General features: G+C 74.5%; 15 protein-coding genes and 1 pseudogene. 9 read left to right on the top strand and 7 right to left on the bottom strand.

Annotated elements, in window-relative coordinates:
• Nucleotides 1–304: 304 nt before the first annotated feature.
• Nucleotides 305–754: a YbaB/EbfC family nucleoid-associated protein gene (locus ACGFIA_RS27885; protein ID WP_357480056.1), complete on the top strand. Its 450-nt coding sequence runs from the start codon at nt 305–307 to the stop codon at nt 752–754.
• 163 nt (nt 755–917) lie between these two features.
• Here the strand turns inward: ACGFIA_RS27885 and ACGFIA_RS27880 are convergent, their stop codons facing one another.
• The 4 genes from ACGFIA_RS27880 to ACGFIA_RS27865 all read right to left on the bottom strand — a co-directional run bounded on the left by ACGFIA_RS27880 (nt 918) and on the right by ACGFIA_RS27865 (nt 7,095).
• Nucleotides 918–2,981 (bottom strand): M4 family metallopeptidase, encoded by a 2,064-nt coding sequence (locus tag ACGFIA_RS27880; protein ID WP_357388693.1) that lies wholly within the window; start codon nt 2,979–2,981, stop codon nt 918–920.
• A 412-nt stretch (nt 2,982–3,393) separates the two neighbouring features.
• Complete coding sequence (locus ACGFIA_RS27875; RefSeq protein ID WP_357388691.1) at nt 3,394–5,712, bottom strand: transglycosylase domain-containing protein; 2,319 nt, start codon at nt 5,710–5,712, stop codon at nt 3,394–3,396.
• A gap of 145 nt (nt 5,713–5,857) precedes the next feature.
• Nucleotides 5,858–6,517 (bottom strand): hypothetical protein, encoded by a 660-nt coding sequence (locus ACGFIA_RS27870; protein WP_357388689.1) that lies wholly within the window; start codon nt 6,515–6,517, stop codon nt 5,858–5,860.
• Between the two features lie 143 nt (nt 6,518–6,660).
• Nucleotides 6,661–7,095 (bottom strand): hypothetical protein, encoded by a 435-nt coding sequence (locus ACGFIA_RS27865; RefSeq protein ID WP_357471430.1) that lies wholly within the window; start codon nt 7,093–7,095, stop codon nt 6,661–6,663.
• Between the two features lie 156 nt (nt 7,096–7,251).
• On the opposite strand from ACGFIA_RS27865, the gene ACGFIA_RS27860 reads away from it, so the two are divergent.
• The 6 genes and pseudogenes from ACGFIA_RS27860 to ACGFIA_RS27835 form a co-directional block, all read left to right on the top strand.
• On the top strand, nt 7,252–8,193 hold the full coding sequence (locus tag ACGFIA_RS27860) for a diacylglycerol/lipid kinase family protein (RefSeq protein ID WP_393262900.1): 942 nt from the start codon (nt 7,252–7,254) through the stop codon (nt 8,191–8,193).
• A 29-nt stretch (nt 8,194–8,222) separates the two neighbouring features.
• Nucleotides 8,223–8,993 carry a nucleotidyltransferase domain-containing protein gene (locus ACGFIA_RS27855; protein WP_393262897.1) on the top strand — a complete coding sequence of 257 codons (771 nt, stop codon included), beginning with the start codon at nt 8,223–8,225 and terminating at the stop codon, nt 8,991–8,993.
• A gap of 36 nt (nt 8,994–9,029) precedes the next feature.
• On the top strand, nt 9,030–11,822 hold the full coding sequence (locus tag ACGFIA_RS27850; protein ID WP_393262894.1) for an FAD-binding and (Fe-S)-binding domain-containing protein: 2,793 nt from the start codon (nt 9,030–9,032) through the stop codon (nt 11,820–11,822).
• Nucleotides 11,819–12,241, top strand: a complete 423-nt coding sequence (locus ACGFIA_RS27845) for a glutaredoxin domain-containing protein (protein WP_357388679.1) — start codon at nt 11,819–11,821, stop codon at nt 12,239–12,241. The genes ACGFIA_RS27850 and ACGFIA_RS27845 overlap by 4 nt, the downstream gene beginning before the upstream one ends.
• 83 nt (nt 12,242–12,324) lie before the next feature.
• Nucleotides 12,325–13,191, top strand: a complete 867-nt coding sequence (locus tag ACGFIA_RS27840; RefSeq protein WP_393262891.1) for an SDR family NAD(P)-dependent oxidoreductase — start codon at nt 12,325–12,327, stop codon at nt 13,189–13,191.
• 92 nt (nt 13,192–13,283) lie between these two features.
• Nucleotides 13,284–13,373, top strand: a pseudogene (locus ACGFIA_RS27835) (glyoxalase/bleomycin resistance/dioxygenase family protein); the annotation flags it as partial.
• A 72-nt stretch (nt 13,374–13,445) separates the two neighbouring features.
• Here ACGFIA_RS27835 and ACGFIA_RS27830 read toward each other — a convergent pair.
• Nucleotides 13,446–16,433 (bottom strand): glycosyl hydrolase, encoded by a 2,988-nt coding sequence (locus tag ACGFIA_RS27830; RefSeq protein ID WP_357388675.1) that lies wholly within the window; start codon nt 16,431–16,433, stop codon nt 13,446–13,448.
• Nucleotides 16,434–16,693: 260 nt separating this feature from the next.
• Complete coding sequence (locus ACGFIA_RS27825) at nt 16,694–17,032, bottom strand: hypothetical protein (RefSeq protein WP_357471449.1); 339 nt, start codon at nt 17,030–17,032, stop codon at nt 16,694–16,696.
• A 96-nt stretch (nt 17,033–17,128) separates the two neighbouring features.
• Here ACGFIA_RS27825 and ACGFIA_RS27820 point away from each other — a divergent pair, with 96 nt between their 5' ends.
• Nucleotides 17,129–17,749: an L-threonylcarbamoyladenylate synthase gene (locus tag ACGFIA_RS27820; protein ID WP_357391254.1), complete on the top strand. Its 621-nt coding sequence runs from the start codon at nt 17,129–17,131 to the stop codon at nt 17,747–17,749.
• Nucleotides 17,750–17,824: 75 nt separating this feature from the next.
• Nucleotides 17,825–19,399: a Na+/H+ antiporter gene (locus tag ACGFIA_RS27815; RefSeq protein ID WP_357391252.1), complete on the top strand. Its 1,575-nt coding sequence runs from the start codon at nt 17,825–17,827 to the stop codon at nt 19,397–19,399.
• 41 nt (nt 19,400–19,440) lie between these two features.
• Here ACGFIA_RS27815 and ACGFIA_RS27810 read toward each other — a convergent pair whose 3' ends face one another.
• Nucleotides 19,441–20,376 carry a superoxide dismutase gene (locus ACGFIA_RS27810; protein WP_357471452.1) on the bottom strand — a complete coding sequence of 312 codons (936 nt, stop codon included), beginning with the start codon at nt 20,374–20,376 and terminating at the stop codon, nt 19,441–19,443.
• Between the last annotated feature and the right edge of the window lie 23 nt (nt 20,377–20,399).

Here is a 20,399-nt window from a genome sequence, read left to right as displayed (position 1 = left end):
GCGCCCCCCCCCCCCCGCGCCCCCCCCCCCGCCCCCGCCGCCGCGCGGCCCCCCCCGCCCCCCCCGGGCCCGCCCCCCCCCCCGCCCGCGGCGCGGCGCCCCCCCCCCCCCCCCCCCCCCCCCCCCCCCCCCCCCCCCCCCCGCCCGCGCGACACGCGTCCCGCCGGTCCGCGACACGCCGCGTTGCCGGTGTCCGGCCTGCTCGCGGCACCGGGACGCGGCCCGCGAGGGCCGGTAGGCGCGATTCGTCGGGGGCGGTTGCTAGGGTCACGGTCCTCGGCCAAGACGTGAAGAAAGCGCTGATATGACCAACGACCCGTTCTCGGCGGCGGCGAGCATCGACGAGCTGCTGACCCGTACGCAGCAGGCGCTCACCGCGATGCGCTCCCGGGCCTCGGCGCACGCCGACGGCGAGGCGGCCGACCTGCTGCGCGCCGAGGGCACGGCCGCCGGCGGCCGGGTCCGCGCCGTCGCCGTCCAGGGTGGCCGGCTGGATTCCGTGACGATCGACCCGGAGCTGGCCGGCGAGCCGCTGGACGTCCTCTGCGGGCACCTCGTCGCCGCCGCCAATGCCGCGCTGTCCGAACTGGACGCCCAGGTCAGCGCATCCGCGCGGGCCGACGCCGACGCGCTCGCCGCCCGGCTGGGCAGCATGGGCGACCAGGCCGAGCTGTTCGGCCGCGCGATGCACGAGGCGGCTGCGCGGATCCACCGCGACCGCGGCACCGCGTCCCAGGGCGCCCGCCCGGCCTGACGAACCGGGTGCCCACCCGGACGACGCGGCGAAGCGCCCGGCTCGACGCGACGCCGTCCGGCAAGCCGCGATGCCGTCCGGCCAGGCGCCGTGAGGGGCCCGGCCGGGCATGACGAGGCGGCCGGCCGTCGGGAGGACGACGACCGGCCGCGCTACGCCACGGTCAGCTCAGGGTGACCGCGGTGTCGTCGACGACGAAGGACGTCTGCAACGAGCTGTCCTCCACGCCGCTGAACGAGATGGTCGCCGTGGTGCCGGCCAGCGACGAGATGTCGAAGGACCGCTGCACGTAGCCGGTGGCCTTGTTCAGGTTGGAGTAGGTGGCCAGCGTGGTGCTGCCCGCCTTGACGGTGAGCTTGTCGTACGCGGTGCTGGTGGTCGACTCCGCGCTGTCGATGTGCAGCCAGAAGCTCAACGTCGCGCGGCATCCGGCCGGGATCGTCACCGACTGACTGAGCGTGTCGGTGTGCGACGAGCCGTACCCGTCCAGCCACGCCTTGTACGAGCCGCCGTGCGCGGCCTGGCCGCTGTCGGTGGTGATGACGCCGGACGAGGCGCTCCAGCTCACGTTGCCCGACTCGAAGCCCGGGTTGGCGAGCTTGTTGCCGGAGCAGCCGCCCGACGGCGGGGTGGTCGTGGTGCTCGGGGTGGGCGTCGGGCTGCCGCCGGAGCAGGTCGGGTCACCGGACTGGGCGGGCACGCTCACCGCGTCCCAGGCCGCCTTGACCGTGTTGAACTCCGTGCAGCTGCCCGGGTAGAGGTTCTTCGCCGCCTGCAGCGTCCAGGTGCGGTACTTCAGGTACGACGAGGACGAGGTCTTCAGGAGCATGCCGTTGTACATGATCTTGATGGCCTTCTGGATGCCCAGGCCGGTCACACTGCTGCCGTTGCAGGTCGAGCTGGACGGCTGCCCGTTCGTCGGGCTGCTGCCGTTCGCCAGCAGGTAGAACCAGTGGTTGCCCGGCCCGGCCGCGGCGTGCACCTCGGTCGACGGGATGCTGCTGGAGTAGCAGTTCGGGTCGCCGAGCGCCGACGGGTTGTACATGTTGCGGATCGGGCCGGAGCCGACCAGGTTGATCTTCTCGCCGACCAGGAAGTCCGGCGCGTCGTAGCTGGACGGCTCGTTGGCGAACCACTCGGTGGCCGCGCCGAACGTGTCCGCCACGAACTCCTGCGTGCCGCCGCCGGAGATGCCGCCCGGGGTGTTGTCGTCGATGCCGTGGCCGATCTCGTGCGCCACCACGTCCAGCGAGCCGATCCACTGGCCGGCGGTGTTCTTGCCGATCTGCACCTGGCTGCCGTCGTAGTAGGCGTTCTGGTCGTTGAGGCCCACCCGGATCGGCCAGTAACCGCCGTTGCCGTTGGCGCCGTTGCGGCCCAGCCACTGGGCGAGCATCTTGTGCTCGGTCTGCGCGGAGAACAACGCGTCCACGCAGCCGGTCTCCTTGTTGGTGCCGGTGCCGTTGCCCCACACGTCGTCGGAGCCGCTGAACGTGGTGTTGTTCGCCGCGTCCTGGCAGCTCAGGTTCGTGACGGTCGGGTCCTTCATGGTGTACGTGGAGCCCGACTGGGTGGTGTTGAGCGTGAGCGGGCTGGGCCCGTTCCAGGCGCCGGTGCCGGTGCCGCGTACGACGTGTTCCTGCTTGCGCAGGACCGCGCCGGTGCGGGCGTCGACGTCGACGGTGAGCCGGCTGGGGCCGTCCGCGCTGGTGCCGCGTACCGTGGTCTCCCAGGCCAGCGCCGGTGTGGCGCCGAGCGTGTAGACCACGAGTGTGGTGCCCTCGACCGCGCTCACGGTCTTGAGCTGTGCGCGCGCCGTCTTCGTGGCGGCGGCCTGGGTGAGCGCGGGCGTGGTGGCGAGGGCGCCGATCGGGCGCTGCTGGGCGACCGAGGCGTACTTCAGGTTGCCGGCGGAGTCCGTGGCGAGCACGAAGTCGCCGCCGACCACCGGCAGCCCCTTGTAGGTGCGCTCGTAGGGAACGTACTGGGTGCCCTCGGAGGAGATGACCGGCTTCTGGACGAACGCGTCGTCGGTGCCGGCCTGCAGGTATGCGGGACGGTCCGCGACCAGCGCGCGGGCCGAGTCGGCGGCGGCCGCGCGGGCCTGGGCCGGGTTCGGGGCGGCGGGCCCGGGTGGCGCGGCCTGCACGGCCGCGGCGGTGCCGGCGGCGAGGATGCCGGCCGCGGCCGCGCCGGTGAGCGCGGCGAGGCGAGGTGAGAGTTTCACGGGGGTTTGCTCCTGTTCTACAGGCGCGCCGCACGGAGCCCGGTGGGGACGGGCGGCGCGGTGGTGCGAGGCAGGGTGACGGCCGGTCACCGGAGCTGCCGGCGTGGCTCCGGGTCGACAGATCGACCGTCGCGAGTCGCCGGGGGTCGGCGGCTCGCTGGTGCACAATCACACGCCGCGCGAGCCCGGAGCAATAAGTGACCTGGGCAACCACTGGCAGTCGGGCGTGTCGCCGCACGCGTCGATTCAGGCAACCATGATCTTCAATAGCCCCTGATCAGGGCGAACATTGCCGACGGTGGATGGGTGCCGGTGCAAATTGCGGACGTTGCCGCTGTGTGCGAATGGCGCGCATAGACGCGAGGCCGCCGCGCGTACCGCCGGGCGGCGGCCGAGTCGCCGCCCGGCCGGGTCAGCGCGGGCCGCGGGTCCGCGTCGGCGACACGGTGGGCGGCGGTGGCAGTGACGGCGTCAGCGTCGGCCGCGAGGTCGGCCGGCCGGTCGGGTCCGGGCTGGGGCTCGACGAGGAGGGGCTCGGGCTCGGGCTCGGCGAATCCGACCGCGTCGGCGCGGCGGTAGTCGGCGGCGGCGCCGAGCGGGTCGGCTCCGGGGTCTCCCCGGGGAACTTCGGCTCACCGAAGCGGTACTTCTCCGGGTCGAGCTTCATCGCCGCCGTCGCCCGGGTCATGAACTGCCGCCAGATCGGCGCGGCGCCGGTCGAGCCGTACACCTCGTAGCTGCCGTCAGTGGTCCGCAGCGGCTTGCCGTCGGTGGTGCCCAGCCAGACGGCCGAGGCGAGAGCGCCGGTCCAGCCCACCATCCAGGTGTGCACGTTCTGCGTGGTGCTCTGCCCGGCCTGCCAGGTGCCGGTCTTGCCGGCGGAGTCCCAGCCGTTGCCCAGCTCGGCGGCCCGCACGCGGCGCAGCGTCCAGTCGAGCTGGTCGATCGCCTCGCGGTCCAGGCCCAGATCCGTCGTACGGAGCTGCTCGGTCCACACGTCCTCGTCGTCCTTGCTCACCGACCGGACGAAGTGCGCGTCGGCACGCTTGCCGCCTGCGGCGAACGTGGCCATCCCGTTCGCGTGGTCCTGCACCGTGATGCCGTACTGCCCGATGCCGACCTCGGTGGAGAACCGCTTCGCGACCTCGTCGGCGGGGTCGCTGCGCAGGTCGACGCGCTGCGGCCGGGGATTGCCCCGGACCGTCTCCCACATCGACTCCACGCCGGCCTGCCGCGCCGTCTCGATCACCTTCGCGGTGCCCAGCTTCTCGGTCAGCTCGAAGTAGGTGACGTTCAGCGAGGCGACTGTGGCCTCCCAGAGCGCGCAGTCCGGCTGGCAGGCGGCGTGCTCGGCGTTGCGGATCGGCCCGGCCGCGCTGCCCTTGGTGCGCCCCGAGGCGGGGAACTCCTTGGTGTCCGGCGAGTCGAACCGCTGCTTCACCGAGATCCCGTCCCGGACGGCGGCGGCCAGGTCGTACACCTTGAACGACGACCCCGGCGGGTGCTGGCCGAAGCCGCGGGCCTCGCCGTTCTCGTCGGAGTACCAGCCGGCGTAGTCCGCGCCCGAGCCCTTGTCGCCGCCGTAGTAGCCGAGCACCCGGCCGGTCCCCGGCTCCACCGCCACCAGCGCCGCCTGCCAGTTGCGCGGCTGGCCGCGCACCGCCCGGGGCGCGGTGTCCCGCCGGATGTCCGCCGCCGCCTCGGCCGCGTCCTGCACGCGCTTGTCGATGGTGGTGACGATCCGGTAACCGCCGTCGCGGATCACCTCGTCGGGCTTGCCGCGGAACGGCTCGGTCTCACGCAGCTCGGCCAGCACGTGGTTGACCACCAAACCGGTCGGCCGGTCCAGGTCGGACCGGCCCGCGTCCTTGTCGATCGGCCGGACCATGTCCGGGTACGCGAGATCCGCCGCCTGCTGCGGCGTCAGGTAGCCGAGCTTGACCATGCCGTCGCGGATGTAGTTCCACCTGTCGATCGAGTTCTGCCGGGCCAGCGCGTTGCGGCGCGGGTCGTAGCCGGGCGAGCCCTCCGGGTCGGCCGGGTCCGCCTCCGGCTGCTTCACCATCGCGCAGAGCACCATCGCCTCGGCGGGCGTGAGCTGCCGGGCGGCGGGCGCGTCCCGGCGCACCGTCTTGCCGAAGTACGTCTGCGCGGCCGCCTCGATGCCGTACGCGCCCCGGCCGAACGGCACGGTGTTCAGGTAGAAACCGAGGATCTCCTCCTTGGAGTACGCGTCGTCGAGCTTCCACGCGATCACCGCCTCGCGCAGCTTCCGCGAGTAGGTGACCCCGCGCAGGTCGGCGGCGATGCGGGCGTACTGCTGGGTGAGGGTGGACGCGCCCTGCCGCTGCCCGCCGCTGACGTTGGCCCAGGCCGCGCGCAGCACGCCCTTGACGTCGATGCCCTGGTTCGTCCAGAAGGTGCGGTCCTCGGCCGCCACGATCGCCTGCTTCGCCGAGTCGTTCATCTGGTCGTACGGCACGATGGTGCGGTTCTGTGCGCCCAGCTTCGCCATCGGCGTGCGCCCGTCGGCGTAGTAGACGGTGGTGGACTCGGGCAGCGTCAGATCGCTCGGCGTCGGCACGCTGTCGAAGTAGTAGCCGCCGGCGACCAGACCGCAGCCGGCCAGCAGCGTGGTGACCGCGAGGACGGCGAGCAGACGCCGCCGCCTGCGCCGGGGACGCGCCGGGGCAGTGCCGCCCGGTTCCGGCGTGGATCCGCTGTTCCGCACGCGATACCTCCGACTGCTCGGCTGAGTCGTGCCCGGCTCGCAGGCTAACCGAGCCGCGCCGACCGCACCGGCCGACGACGGCTGCCGGTGTGGCGCGGGGCCGGGCCGGTGCGGAGTGCCGCCGCCCCGGTGGAGGGAACGGCCGTCAGCGCGCCGGCCGGCCGGGGATCCGGTCCTCGCGTTCCCGGCGGTCGGCCCGGCGGGTCCGCCACCTGTCGTTGCCGCCCGCGTGGAACGGCGCCGGCCGCCACAACGACCACACCCGTGTGCCGTCCGGGGCGGCGAAGGTCTCCCGTTCGGCGTACCCGAGCCGCCGCAGCAGCTCCTCCTGCTGCCCGGCGCACGGGTGCGCGTACGTGGGCAGGCTCAACGTGTCCATCCGGCGCTGCGCCGCGGTCAACGCCTGCGTCGCGCCGCCCCGGGGCGCGGCCAGCAGTGCCAGGTGGTTGTGCGCCTCCGCCGGCCGGCGTGCCGCCAGCCCGTCACCGAGGCGGCGGAACCGGTCCTCGTCCGGCCCGGCGGCGCCGGCGAGCCGGTCGGCGTACCGGTGGGGGGCGGGGATCGGCCGGTAGCGGTGGAACCACACGCTGGCGGCGCTGCCGTCGGGCAGCAGGAACGCGTCGCCGAACAGCAACGCGTGTTCGGTCCAGATCCGCGCCACGGCGGCGAGGACCGGCAGGCGGCGCGACGTGTCGGGGACGAGCCAGGCGGCCAGGGCGGTGGGCGCGAGGGCCTCGGCGACGAGATCGGCGATCCGGCCGATGTCGCACCAGCGGGCGCGGACGACGGGCAGGGCTGTGCTCATGGACGGACTCCTGTTTCCAGGGGTGGTCGGGTGGGGTCGGTTGCGGGCGCCGGACGACAGTCGACGGCGCGGCCGCGACGGGCGGCAGTCGGGCGGGGACGCGCACCGCTCCGGGCCGGAGACGGTGCCGGTGGACAGCCCGCTCAGGCGGGCCTGGTGTCGGGGCGCGACGTGCGCGACGGCGGTAGTGGTTCGGCCCCCGGCCGCGCGTACCGGTGGGTCGGTGTCGGCAGCCGCCAGCGGTTCGCGTCCGCGTCGGCGGCCTCGCTGTGCACCCCGCCGCCGCCGTGGGTGACCCGCTCGTGCCGTAGCGGCACGACGGGACCGGTCGTGGCGTGCGCCCGCGCGGGAGCCGGTGCCGGGGAGGCGACCGGACCGGCCGGATCAGTCGCATCGGTCACCACCTCGGGCATGTGGGTGAGGGCGGTGGCGGTGAGCGGGCCGGACGGCTGCCGGTCGGCGGCGAGCGCCTCCGGACCGGAGGCGACCCCCTGGGCGCCCCAGGCGACGGCCACGCCGCAGAGCAGCAGACCGAGGCGCAGCGTGTAGCGCGCCACCCGACCGGTCCGTCCCGACATTCCGCACCCTTCGGAGCCGCGCCCGGCGGCACGGATCGACGTCCCGCACTGTACCGAACGTGAGGGCCCGGGCACAGGAACGCCGCCGCCGGGGCGCCGGGCGCGTCGCGCCGGGCGCAGGCGTGGGAAACCGGCGGTCCGGGTACCAGCGGGGCCATGAACACGCGCACGGCCGAACGCCCGGACACCGCCCCCGCCCCCGCCGCGCCCCCGGCCGGTGTGGTCGCTGTCGTCGCCCACCGGAAGAAGACGTTCGGCGGCGGCCTCGACGAACTGCGCTCCCGCCTCGTCGGCGCCGGCGTCGGGAAACTGCTCTGGTACGAGGTGCCGAAGAGCCGCAAGGCGCCCAAGCGGGTCCGCGCGGCGCTGGACGCGGGCGCCGATCTGGTGCTCGTGTGGGGCGGCGACGGCATGGTGCAGCGGTGCGCCGACGCGCTCGCCGGCAGCGGCGTGCCGATGGGCATCCTGCCCGCCGGCACCGCCAACCTGTTCGCTGTCAACCTCGGCATCCCGGTCGACCTGCCCGAGGCGGTCCGCATCGCGCTGCACGGCCGCCGCCGCGAGCTGGACCTCGGCCGGATCAACGGCGAGCACTTCGCGGTGATGGCCGGCGCCGGCTTCGACGGCGACCTGATCCGCGACGCCGACCGGCAGCTCAAGGGCCGGTTCGGCCGGATCGCGTACGTCTGGACCGGGCTGCGGCACGTGCGCGGCGAGTGCGTACGCACCCGCGTCCGGGTCGACGGCGCGGACTGGTTCGACGACGAGGCGAGCTGCGTGCTGTTCGGCAACGTCGGCACCATCACCGGCGGCATCCCGGCCTTCGACGACGCCCGCCCCGACGACGGGGCGCTGGAGGTCGGCGTGGCCACCGCCAGCGGCGCTGTGGACTGGGCGCGCACGCTGGGCCGGATGGCCGCCGGGCGCTCCGAGGAGTCGCCGTTCGTCCGGATCACCCGGGGTCGCAAGATCACCGTGCGGTTCGACGCGCCGAAGACGTACGAGCTGGACGGCGGCGCCCGGGGCAAGGCGCAACGGCTCAAGGTCAAGGTGGTGCCGGGTGCGCTGACGGTGTGCTGTCCCGACCCGGCGGACTGACCGCGCCCGGGCCGGGGCAGGATGCCGGAATGCGCGACGACATCCGCGACTACCTGGCCGAAGTGGTCCGCCGCTCCCGGGACGTGCTCGGTGAGGACCTGGTCGGCGCGTACGCGGCCGGGTCGGTCGGGCTGGGCGCGTACCAGCCGGGACCCAGCGACGTGGACGTGGCGCTGGTGGCCGCCGGGCCGATGCCGGATCCGGACAAGCGCCTGCTCGTGGACCGGCTGCGGCACGAGTCGCTGCCCTGCCCGGCGCGCGGCCTGGAACTGGTGGTCTACCGCCGTGACGTGGCCGCCTCCGGCACCTCCGAGCCGGGCTTCGAGGTCGAGCTGAACACCGGCGCGACGATGCCTTTGCGGGCCACGTACGACCCGGCGGACCGGCCCGCCGCCGACGGGCGGTTCTGGTACGCGCTGGACCGCGGCATCCTGCGCCAGTCCGGCCTGGCGCTGCTCGGCCCGCCCGCCGCCGACGTGTTCGCCGACCCGCCGCCGCAGGCGCTGCGGGCGCTGCTTGCCGACGCGCTGCGCTGGTGGCTGGCGCTGCCCACACCGCCCGGCGACGAACCGGCCCCCGGCACGGAGGACGCGGTGCTCGGCGCCTGCCGGGGGTTGGTGCGCCACCGCGACGGCGTCTGGCTGAGCAAGGTCGACGCCGGGCTGCGGGTGGCCGCCGACGACCCGGACGCCGTGCTGATCCACGCCGCGGTCGAGGCCCGCCGGGGCGGCCCGCCGCCGTCCGGCCCTGCTGCCCGCGCGTTCCAGCGGCGGATGCTGGACCGGATCATCGCGGACTGAACCGCGACTACTGTGAGCCGGGGAGGTGCGGTGATCATGACGGAGCTGAGTGCGTCCGCGCGGGCCGGACTGGAAGCGGTCGTGCCCGGCGGCGTGGCGACCCGGGCCGCGGACCGGCTGCGGATGGCCCACGACGCCTCGCACTACCTGCTGCACCCCGGCGCGGTGGTCACGCCGCACGACGCCGGCCAGGTCGCCGCGCTGCTGGCGTACGGCGCCCGCACCGGCACCCCGCTCACGTTCCGCTCCGGCGGCACCAGCCTCAGCGGCCAGGCCGTCACCGACCGGCTGCTCGTCGACGTGCGGCGGCACTTCCGCGACCTGACGGTGCTCGACGACGGGCGGCGGGTCCGGGTGCAGCCGGGAGTGGTGCTGCGGCAGGTGAACGCGCGCCTCGCGCCGTACGGCCGCAAGCTCGGCCCCGACCCGGCCAGCGAGTCCGCCTGCACGGTCGGCGGCGTGGTCGCCAACAACTCCAGTGGCATGACCTGCGGCACCGAGTTCAACACGTACCGGACGCTGGACTCGCTGGTCCTCGCCCTGCCAAGCGGCACCGTGCTGGACACCGGCGCTCCCGACGCCGACGCCCGGCTGCGCGCCGCCGAACCGGACCTGCACGCCGGGCTGCTGCGCCTGCGCGACCGGGTACGCGGCAATCCCGACTCGGTGCGCCGCATCCGCGCCCAGTACGCCATGAAGAACACCATGGGGTACGGCGTGAACGCGTTCCTCGACCACGACGACCCGGCGGACCTGCTCACCCGGCTCGTGGTGGGCAGCGAGGGCACGCTCGCGTTCGTCGCCTCGGCGACGTTCCGCACCGTACCCGTGCACCGGCACGCCGCGACCGGCCTGCTGGTCTTCGAAACCCTGGGCGCGGCGATGGCCGCCATGCCGGCGCTGGTGGCCGCCGGGCCGGCGGCGATCGAGCTGCTCGACGCCGCCGCCCTGGGTGTCGCCCAGCGCGACCCGAAGGCGGACGCCGCGCTGCGTGGCCTGGCCGTGCGCGGGCACGCCGCGCTGCTCGCCGAGTGGCAGGAGTCCGACCCGGCGGCGCTCGCCGACCGGGTCGCGGACGCCGGGCCGGTGCTCGCCGGCCTGCCGCTCAGTGCCCCGGCCCGGCTCAGCGGCGAACCGGCCGCCCGCGCCGCGCTGTGGCACATCCGCAAGGGCCTGTACGCGGCGGTGGCCGGCGCCCGCCCGTCCGGCACCACGGCGCTGCTGGAGGACATCGCCGTCCCGGTCGAGGCACTGGCCGGCACCTGCGCGTCGCTGGCCGAGCTGTTCGAGCGCCACCGGTACGCCGACAGCGTCATCTTCGGCCACGCCAAGGACGGCAACCTGCACTTCATGCTCAACGAGCGCTTCGACGGCGGGCTGGCCCCGGCGCGGTACGCCGACTTCACCGAGGAGATGGTCGACCTGGTGCTCGGCCACGGCGGCACGCTGAAGGCCGAGCACGGCACCGGCCGGGTGATGGCCCCGTACGTGCGCCGCCAGTTCGGCGACGAGCTGTACGAGGTGATGCGCGAGCTGAAGACGCTCTGCGACCCGCACGGCGTGCTCAATCCGGGTGTGCTGCTCAGCGACGACCCGGAGATCCACATGCGGCACCTCAAGACCGTGCCGACGGTGGAGGAGGAGGTGGACCGATGCGTCGAGTGCGGCTACTGCGAGCCGGTCTGCCCCAGCCGCGACCTCACCACCACGCCCCGGCAGCGCATCGTGCTGCGCCGGGAGATCGCCGCCGCGCGGGCCGCCGGTGACGCCGCGCTGGTCCGGGAGCTGACCGGCGCGTACGACTACGACGCGGTGCAGACCTGCGCCGTCGACGGCATGTGCGCCACCGCCTGCCCGGTGCTGATCAACACCGGTGACCTGGTGAAACGGCTGCGGGCGGAGGAACACGGCCGGGCTGCGGGGACCGCGTGGCGTGGCGCGGCCCGGCGCTGGGGCGCCACCACCCGGAGCATGGCGCGCGGACTCGACCTGGCCGGGGCGCTGCCCTCCGCGCTGCCCGAGGCCGCCACCCGGGCGGCACGCGCGGTCCTCGGCGCCGACCGGGTGCCACTGTGGCAGCGGGACCTGCCCCGGGGCGGCACCGCGCGCCGCCCGCGCCCGGCCGACGACCCGGACGCCGTGTTCGTCCCGTCCTGCCTGGGCACGCTGTTCGCCCCGGCGCAGGGCGGCACCGGCGTCGCCGCCGCGCTGCTCACGCTCGCCGAGCGGGCCGGCGTACGCCTGCTCGTGCCGGACGGAGTCGGCGACCTGTGCTGCGGCACCCCGTGGTCGTCGAAGGGCCTGGTCGAGGGCTACCGGGCGGTGCGCGACCGTGTCCCGCCGGTGCTGCGCGCGGCGAGCCGCGACGGCACGCTGCCGGTGGTCAGCGACGCCGCGTCCTGCACCGAGGGCTTCGAGCGGCTGCTCGACGGCGCCGGGGACCTGCGGGTGGTCGACGCGGTCGCGTACACCGCCGGTGAGCTGCTGCCCCGGCTGACGGTGCGCCGCCGGATCGGCTCGCTCGCGCTGCACCCGACCTGCTCGTCGGTCCGGCTCGGCCTGGACGACGCGCTGTTGACCGTGGCTCGCGCGGTCGCCGACGAGGTGGTGGTCCCGGAGGGCTGGCAGTGCTGCGGCTTCGCCGGTGACCGGGGACTGCTGCATCCGGAGCTGACCGCGTCGGCCACCCGGGCCGAGGCCGCCGCCGTGGCCGACCGACCCTTCGACGGGTACGCCTCGGTGAACCGCACCTGTGAGATCGGGCTGGCGCGGGCCACCGGGCAGCCGTACCGGCACCTGCTGGAGCTGCTGGCCGAGGTGACCGCGTGACGCGCAGCTGGCGGCTCGCCGCTCTGATGCTCGTCGTCGGTGCGGCGGTGGCCGCCGGTCAGGACACGCCGGTGTCGGCGACGGTGGGGTTCCTGGCGTTCGCCGCGCTGGCGGCGCTCTTCTCGCCGCTGGCGTTTCCCCGGTCGCTGACCTCGGCGCAGGCGCGGCGACGCAGCGCCGACGACGGCCGGCCGGTGATCTACTGGCGGCCCGGCTGCACGTACTGCCTGCGTCTGCGTCTGCGGCTGGGCGGGCGGGCCCGGCGCGCGTACTGGGTGGACATCTGGCGCGACCCGGAGGCCGCCGCCGCCGTCCGGGCGGTGACCGGCGGCGACGAGACGGTCCCGACCGTGGTGCTGCCGGACGGGGCCGTGGTCAATCCCGACCCGGCGTGGCTGCGGGCGCGGCTCGGCGCCTGACCTGGTGAACCCCGGCACGGGGCGGCCCGACGGGCATACCGTGCGAAGGGGGCGTCACGGACGGCGCCCGCGAAGGGGGAACGATGTCGGCCGGGATGTTGTCGGGGCGGGTCGCCGTGGTCACCGGCGCGGCGCGGGGGATCGGCCGGGCCACGGCGGTGGCGCTGGCGCAGGCGGGCGCGGACGTCGCCGGGATGGACGTCGCCGGGCCGGTCAGCCCGATCCTGGACCTCCCGCCCGCCACCCCGGACGACCTGGCCGAGACCGGCCGGCGGGTCACCGCGGCCGGTGCCCGCTGGTCGGCGCACGTCGCCGACCAGCGGGACATCGGGGCGGTACGCGCGGTGGCCGAGGCGGTGGAACGGGAACACGGCGGCGTGGACGTGCTGTTCGCCAACGCCGGCATCCAGGCGTTCGCGCCGCTGCTGGAGATGACCGACCAGCACTGGCACGACCAGATCGACGTGAACCTCACCGGCGCCGCCAACGTGCTGCGGGTCTTCGCGCCGCTGCTGGTACGGCGCGGCGGCGGCCGGATCGTGGTCACGTCGTCCACGCAGGGGCAGCACGGCACCACGAACGGGTCCGCGTACTCGGCGTCCAAGTGGGGGTTGATCGGGCTGGTCAAGTCGGCCGCGCCGGAACTCGGGCCGCACGGCGTGACGGTGAACGCGGTGATCCCGGGCCTCGTCGACACCGCGCTGACCCGGCACCGGGACCGCTACGTGCAGGCGCTCGTCGAGGCGGGGAAGTCGCCGTCGGGCGACCTGGCCGAGGTGGAGCGGGAGGCGGTGGCCGCCCTGCGGGCGAAGACGCCGCTGGGCGTGCCGTGGGTGGAGCCGGAGGACGTCGCGCCGCTGGTGGTGTTCCTCGCCTCCGACGCGGCCCGGATGGTCAGCGGCACGTCGTTCGCCGCGACGGCGGGCGACAGCGCGCACGTGACCGCCTGACCTCACCGGGCTGCCGCTGCCGGCAGTCGTGGCTAGGCTCGGGCGATGCGTCGATCGAGCCGGCCGAACCGGAGTTCACCGGCCTGGCCGACGTGGTGCCGGGGCTGGTCACCGCCGTCCAGCCGGTCGACGACGCGCCCCGCTACCACCTCGACATCGAGACCGACGACGTCGCGGCCGAGGTCGAGCGGCTGTGCGGGCTGGGCGCCACGCCGGCGCCCCGGCCGCGAGGGCCGGGGCGCCGGTGCCGTACGTCAGGAGCCGTACGGCAGCGTGACCGTGGAGCTGTTGCCGACGCCGAGGATCGTGGGTGCGCCGCCGATGGCGTTCCACACCTCGACGCGTACCATGCCGCCGGACAGGTTGCCGAGCGTGCCGCTCGCCGAGAGCAGGCCCTGGGTCTGCCGGTAGCGCTCCGCGCCCGGGATCGGGTCGGTGGCGAAGTAGCGGTACGTCTCCACCCGCTCGACGCTGCCGTTGCCGGTCAGGTCGTAGGAGACCCGGATCTGGACGCCGTTGCCGACCGCGGTACCCGCGTCGACGGCCAGGTCGAAGGCGGTCGCCCCGCCGGTGTACGTGCCGGTCAGCCCGGTGGCGGTGAACACCTGCGGGTTTCTCGGCGTGCCGTCGGAGTTGCCGTTCGCCGCCGCCACGCTCACCGTGCCGCTCGTGCCGGCGGTGCCGTCCAGTCCGCCGCCGGAGCGCAGGTAGCGGACCGGCTTCAGCGGGGTGCCGCTGGTCGGGCTGGGGCTGGCGGTGGTCGGCTTCGGCGTCGGGCTCGCGCTGGTCGGGGACGCGGTGGGCGTCGCCGTGGACGGGGGACCGGTCGGCACCGTACCGCCGCCGGTGGCGTTGCCGCCGCTCCACGTGTACGCACCGGAGGTAGCGGTCTTCCCGGCCGGCACGGCGAGCGTGACGCCGTTGGAGAACGTGACGGTGAGCGGCCGGGCGGTGATGTTCGACGCCACGTAGGTGCGGGCGCCGTTCTTGACGAACACCTTCGCCAGCGGGTGGTTCGCGGTGACTGTGGTGTCCACGGTGCCGAGCGCGGCCAGGTTGCGGATCCAGTGGAACGTGTGCGCCTTGCTCTCGCCCTCCTCGCTGGTGAATCCGCTGTTCGCGCGGAAGTTGCGCAGTGCCTGCTCGCCGTCGCCGAGGGCCAGGAACTCCCAGACGATGTCCTGCCACACGGTCGGCGGGCCGCCCTTGTTGGTGACCAGCTCGGCGTAGTTGGCCTTGACGTACTCCGGGAAGTCGCCCAGGTAGAGGTGGCCGCCGGTGATCGGCAGCATGTTGATGCCCTGGATCATCTCCGGCGCGGCGGAGAACCAGGTCGAGTACGATCCGCCGTCGCCCCACACCATGCCGACCGTCCTGTGCCCGAACGCGGCCGGGAAGTTCTGGTCGTACACGTCGAACCAGTACTCGGAGATCGCCGCGGACTGGGTGGTCCACAGGTAGACCCCGGCGTCGCGGACGGCGGTGTCGCCGGTGGCCTGGCCCCACTGGATCAGCGCGTTGGCGAAGTTCATCCCCTCCGACGAGGACTCCTGGTTGTTGCCGGCGAAGAACGGCGCCAGCCCGGAGGCCCAGTCGTGCCCGGCGTAGATGTCGAAGTCCCGCAGGTAGGGGAAGCGGCTGTCGGAGCGGTCGTAGTTGTTGGCGTCGCGGATGAGCAGGTCGACCATGCCGCCGTAGCGGCTGTCGTCGGCCCAGCCCGGGTCGAACTTGGCGAGCGTGGCGGCGGCGGCGATGAAGTAGCCGTAGTGGAAGTGGTGGTCGTTGAGGTCCTCGTCGGAGCCGTACGACGCGGGGTAGCCGATCAGCGTGCCCCAGTTGCGGTCGTAGTAGAACAGCTGGCCGCTCTCGCCGGAGCCGGCGGTGAGCCAGTTGGTCAGCCGGTTCCGCATCGCGTTCAGCGCCGCGTCGCGGACCGACGTCTGCCCGAGCTGGTCGGCGATCTCGGCGAGCCGGGCGGCCCGGCCGAGCCCCTTGCCGGCCCAGTAGGTGTCGGTGCCGCTGACGCCCTCCGGGTTGCCCTGCTCGGCGTTCAGGTAGCCGGTGACGGTGGACAGGTCCGCGCCGCTGGAGTCGCCCACGGCGGGCACCTCGGGCAGCACGCCGGTGAAGCGCATGGTGGTGGTGAACGACGGCACGCCGGTGAGCACCCGCATGGCGCCGCGCGCCGAGACGTACGTCTGGCCGATCGGGGTGGCGCCGGTGAGGCTGCGCCACTGGTGCGGGTAGAGCGAGACCACGGTCTTCGCCTCGCTGCCCTCGCGGGGCGTGGTGGTGAACGCGTACGTGGTGCGTACCGTGCCGGCGGACGGGTCGTACGCGTAGCTCATCCGGGTGCCGGTGACGTGTGCGTGGGCGTACCGGCCGTAGGTGTCGGCGAGAGCGGCCCGGTCGCCGCCGCCGGGCAGCACCGCGACGGAGAAGTACCCCTTGCCGGCCAGCGTCGAGCTGATGCCGGTGCCGCTGACGGTCCAGGTCGCGCCGCTCGGGGCGTACGCGACGTAGTCGTGGTCGCGGACGGTGAAGCCGATGGTGGCGCCGGAGTTGCGCCAGACGGTGGGTGTCCCGGCGGTGGTGAGCTGCGCGGTGCCGCCGTTGACCGTGTAGTAGCTGAACGGCAGGCCGTGGCCGATGGTGGCGCGCATGGTGCGGCTGCCGTCGCTCCAGTCGGCCGTGACCGTCCAGTCGGTCCAGTCGGCGGCCCTCACCACCGGCGCGGTCAGCCCGGCCAGCCCGACGCGGACGTCCTCGGTGTACGGGTAGTGGAACTCACCGACGCCGGTCGCGGTGCCGCTGATCGCGGGCGTGGTGGTGTACGACAGTCCGAGCCCGTTGTTCTCCGCCTTGTAGGCCAGCGGGTGGGCGTGCAGGACCTCGCTGCCCGTGCAGTTGTTGCGCTTCCAGATCAGCGAGGACCACCAGTCGTTCGTGGGGATCGCGCCGGCCGGCGCGTCGGCGGTGGCGTACGTCCTCGGGTTGGTGCTGATCGCGCCGCAGCCCTTCGGCAGCAGGGCGCCGGCCGGTCGCGTCTCGGTGTAACTGCCCGCGCCGACGGCGCCGGCGGTGGCGGTGCCGCCACCGGCGACCACGACGCCGAGCAGGCCGGCGGCGAGCACTGCGGCGGCGACGAGGGCGGTGGCCCGCAGGCCGCGTCGGCGGGCCGGGGACGGGCCGGTCGCGGTCGGGGGCACGGGGTCGGGGGAGAAGTCCCGCAGGAGGGTCATGGAGGTCCCCTTCACGAGGAGAAGGCGGGGGTTCGGGGTGGTGGTCCGGTGCCGTGAGAGCGCTCTCTTGAGATGCGACATTAAGGTTCGGGTTACGGATCCGTCAATGTCTTGTTACCAAAGAGAGCGCTCTCCGGCGTTTGGGACCGATCCGCCGGTCCTCGTCGGAAGCGCTCTGACCAGTACCGACACGCGCCAGAGCGCCGCCCCCGGCCCAGGCGGCCGGGGGCGGCGTGAGGGACGCCCGCGTCTACCCTGAGTCAGGCTGCGGTGGCGGTGAGGCTGCGCGCCGCGACGGTGCCCGGCGTACCGCCGGCACCGGGCCGGTCGGCGCCCGGCTGCCCGGTGACGACGGGACGCGACGAGGCGGGCTGGCGGGGCGCGGCGGGCTGCCGCGGCGTCCGGGCGGCGCTCAGCCCCGCCTGCGCGTTGTCCCACGCGGCGCACGGCCACGCCGCCCCGGCGCAGCTCGGGCTGGCGCAGGCGCGCTCGTCGTCCGGCTGGTGCGCGTCGGCCACCGCGGCGGCCAGGTCCCACAGCAGCGGATCGGTCACCTCCGCGGGGCGGTCGGCGACGCGGTCTGTGCTGGCTTCGGACATGATTCGGTCCCCCTGTCGTGAACGGCCCCCACCTGTTTCCGGAAACCGCCCGGGCCAAACCTGCGCCCGCCCGGGCGCGGACATAGGCTGACCGGCGTGGCGAGGTACTACGACCTGCATCCGGACAACCCCCAGCCCCGCGTGATCCGGCAGGTGGTGGACCTGCTGCGCGCCGACGGGGTGATCGCCTACCCGACCGACTCCTGCTACGCGCTCGGCTGCCGGATCGGCAACCGCGACGGCGTGGAGCGGATCCGGGAGATCCGGCGGCTCGACGACAGGCACCCGTTCACGCTGATGTGCGCCGACTTCTCCCAGCTCGGCCAGTTCGTCAAGCTCAGCAACGCGGTCTTCCGGCAGGTGAAGTCCGTCATCCCGGGCAGCTACACGTTCCTGCTGCCGGCCACCGCCGAGGTGCCGCGCCGGTTGCAGGACCCGCGGCGGCGGGTGGTCGGCGCGCGTGTGCCCCGGCACGCGGTGACCCAGGCGCTGCTGGCCGAACTCGGCGAGCCGCTGCTGACCAGCACGCTGCTGCTGCCCGGCGAGGAGGAGCCGATGACCCAGGGCTGGGAGATCAAGGATCGGCTCGACCACCTCGTGGACGCCGTGGTCGACGCCGGTGACTGCGGGCTGGAGCCGACCACCGTCGTCGACCTGTCCGGACCGGAGCCGGAGATCCTGCGCCGGGGCGCCGGCGACCCGGCCCGCTTCGAGTAGCGATCACCGATTCCGTCCCGCCGGGCCGCCGCCGTGGGGCACGGTGGGACCGGCGGACGGTGACGGGGGTACGGCGTGGAAGCACTCGTGCTGATCACCGTGCTGGGCGCCACGGTCCTCGTCGGCACCACCATCGGCGGGCGGTACAGCGTCGCGCCGCCGGTCCTGCTGATCGCCATCGGCGCGCTGATCGGCCTGCTGCCGCCGTTCGACCACCTGATCCTCGAACCCGAGGTCGTGCTGGTGCTGTTCCTCCCGGCGATCCTCTACCGGGAGAGCCTGGTCGTCAGCCTGCGCGAGATCCGCGCCAACCTCACCGTGATCGTCGGGCTCGCCGTGGTGCTGGTGATCGTCACGATGGCCGCCGTCGCGTACACCGCGCAGGCCCTCGGCGTGCGGCCGGCCGCCGCCTGGGTGCTCGGCGCGGTCCTGGCCCCGACCGACGCCGCCGCCGTGGCCGGCCTGGCCAAGCGGATGCCGCGCGGCATCCTCACCACGCTGCGCGCGGAGAGCCTGGTGAACGACGGTACGGCGCTCGTGCTGTTCGCCGTCGCGGTCGGCGTGATCGCGGGCGGTACGGTGCCGGGCGCGTTGACGCTCACCGGCGAGTTCGTCGGCAAGTCGGCCGGCGGGGTGGCCGCCGGCCTGCTCGTCGGCGCGGTGGTGGTGCTGATCCGCAAGCACGTCGACGATCCGATGCGCGAGGGCGGGCTGAGCATCCTCACCCCGTTCGTCGCGTTCCTGCTCGCCGACGCGGTGCACGCCAGCGGTGTGCTCGCGGTGGTGGTGTCCGGGCTGCTGCTGTCCTACGCCGCGCCCCGGGTGATCCGGGCCCGCTCCCGGATCACCGCGTTCGCGTTCTGGGACCTGGCCACCTTCATGGTCAACGGCGGCCTGTTCGTGCTGCTCGGCACGCAGGTGCCGCGCTCGCTGCGCGGCATCACCAGCCACTCGCCGGCCGCGTCGCTCGGCATCGCGGCCCTCGTCGCGGTGGTCGTGGTGGTGATCCGGCTGGCCTGGGTGCACCTGTCGGTGTCGGTGCTGCAACGGGTGGACCGGCGGGGGTCGAGCCGGGCGCGGCACTTCGACGGCCGGATGCGTACCGCCGCGGGCTGGGCCGGCTTCCGCGGCGCCGTCTCGCTCGCCGCGGCGCTCGCCGTGCCGGTCACCATGCACGACGGGAGCCCGGTGCACGAGCGTGACCTGATCATCTTCGTCACCGTCGTGGTGATCGTGCTGATCATGCTGGTGCAGGGCACCACGCTGCCCGCCGTGGTCACCTGGGCGGGCCTGACCGGCGACCGGGAACGAGACGAGGAGGTGCGCTGGGCCCGGATCCGGGCCACCGAGGCCGCGCTGGAGGCGCTGCCCCGGGCCGCCGGCGAGGTGGGCGCCGCGCCGGACACGGTGGACCGGCTGCGGGCCGACTACGAGGAGCACCTGGCCGCCGTCCGCGATCCACCCGGCGAGGACGCTCAGGGGGAGCGGGAGCTGGCCCGGCAGCTGCGGCTGCGGGTGCTCGACCACAAGCGGCAGGAGGTCACCCGGCTGCGCAACTCCAACCAGATCGACGACGCGGTGCTGCGGCAGCTCCAGGCCGCCATCGACATCGAGGAGATCCGCCTACTCGGGCCGGAGATCGAGGAGTGAGCCGGCCGGCCGCCACCGGTAGGGGTGGCGGCCGGCGTGGCTCAACGCGGGTCGACAGCGACTACCGTGTACGGGGTGGTCGGCGTCGGCGGGGTGGTGAACCGGCCGTTCGGCAGGTAGAGCCGGCCGAGCGCGGCGGCCACCGTGGTCGGCACGTCGAAGCCCGGGTCGGTGATGACGCCGCGCGCCACGCCGGCCGAGCCGGAGCGGTTCAGGTCGACCACGGCGACCTGGTTGAGGAAATTCTGCACCACGTACAGCGTGCGGCCGAGCAGCAGCAGGCCGTCACCGTTGACGAAGGTGCTGCCGGGTACGTCGACCGTGGTGGTGACGCCGGTGGCCGGGTCCACCCGGAACAGCGTGCCGGTGTTCGACTGCACGACGATCAGCGCCCGCCCGTCCGGGGTGGGCACGATGCCGTTGAGGTTGACGCCGGTGCCGCTCTGCTGGAAGTCGCCGGTCAGCGGGAGCGTGGTGAAGCCGCCGGCGGGCGGCAGCGTGCCGCCGCGTCCCAGCGGCAGGCGGTAGAGCACCGGCCGGTTCGAATCGGTGAACCAGGCGGCGGCGCGGGTGAGCGTCACGTCGTTGACGAACGTCGGCGCCTCGGCGAACTGGTAGCTCGCGAGCACGGCGCCGGTGCGGGTGTCGATCACCCGGGCGTCACCGGCGGTGCCGCCGGCGACGAAGAGCCGGCCGCGCGGGTCGACCTTCAGGCCGAGCGACGGGGTGCCGGTGGCGGGGCTGACCTGCCGGCCCGCGCCGGTGATCAGGTCGGCGCGGTAGATCTCGCCGGTGGCCCGCGAGCCGAACCAGGCGTACCGGCCGGCGGCGGCGACGCCCTCCGGCTGGAAGCCGTCCGGCAGCGCGATGACCGTGGGACGGCGGTCGTGGGCAGCGGCGGCGGGGGCCGGCGCGGCGGTGGTGACGAGGGTGGCGGCCAGGGCGACGCCGAGGGTGGTCCTGATGCGTCGGTTCACTGTGGTCCTTCCGGGCGAAACGG

It is taken from the genome of Micromonospora sp. NPDC049203 (assembly GCF_043197215.1).
In the GTDB taxonomy this organism is placed as follows: domain Bacteria; phylum Actinomycetota; class Actinomycetes; order Mycobacteriales; family Micromonosporaceae; genus Micromonospora.
This window is presented reverse-complemented; position numbering and strand designations above follow the sequence as displayed.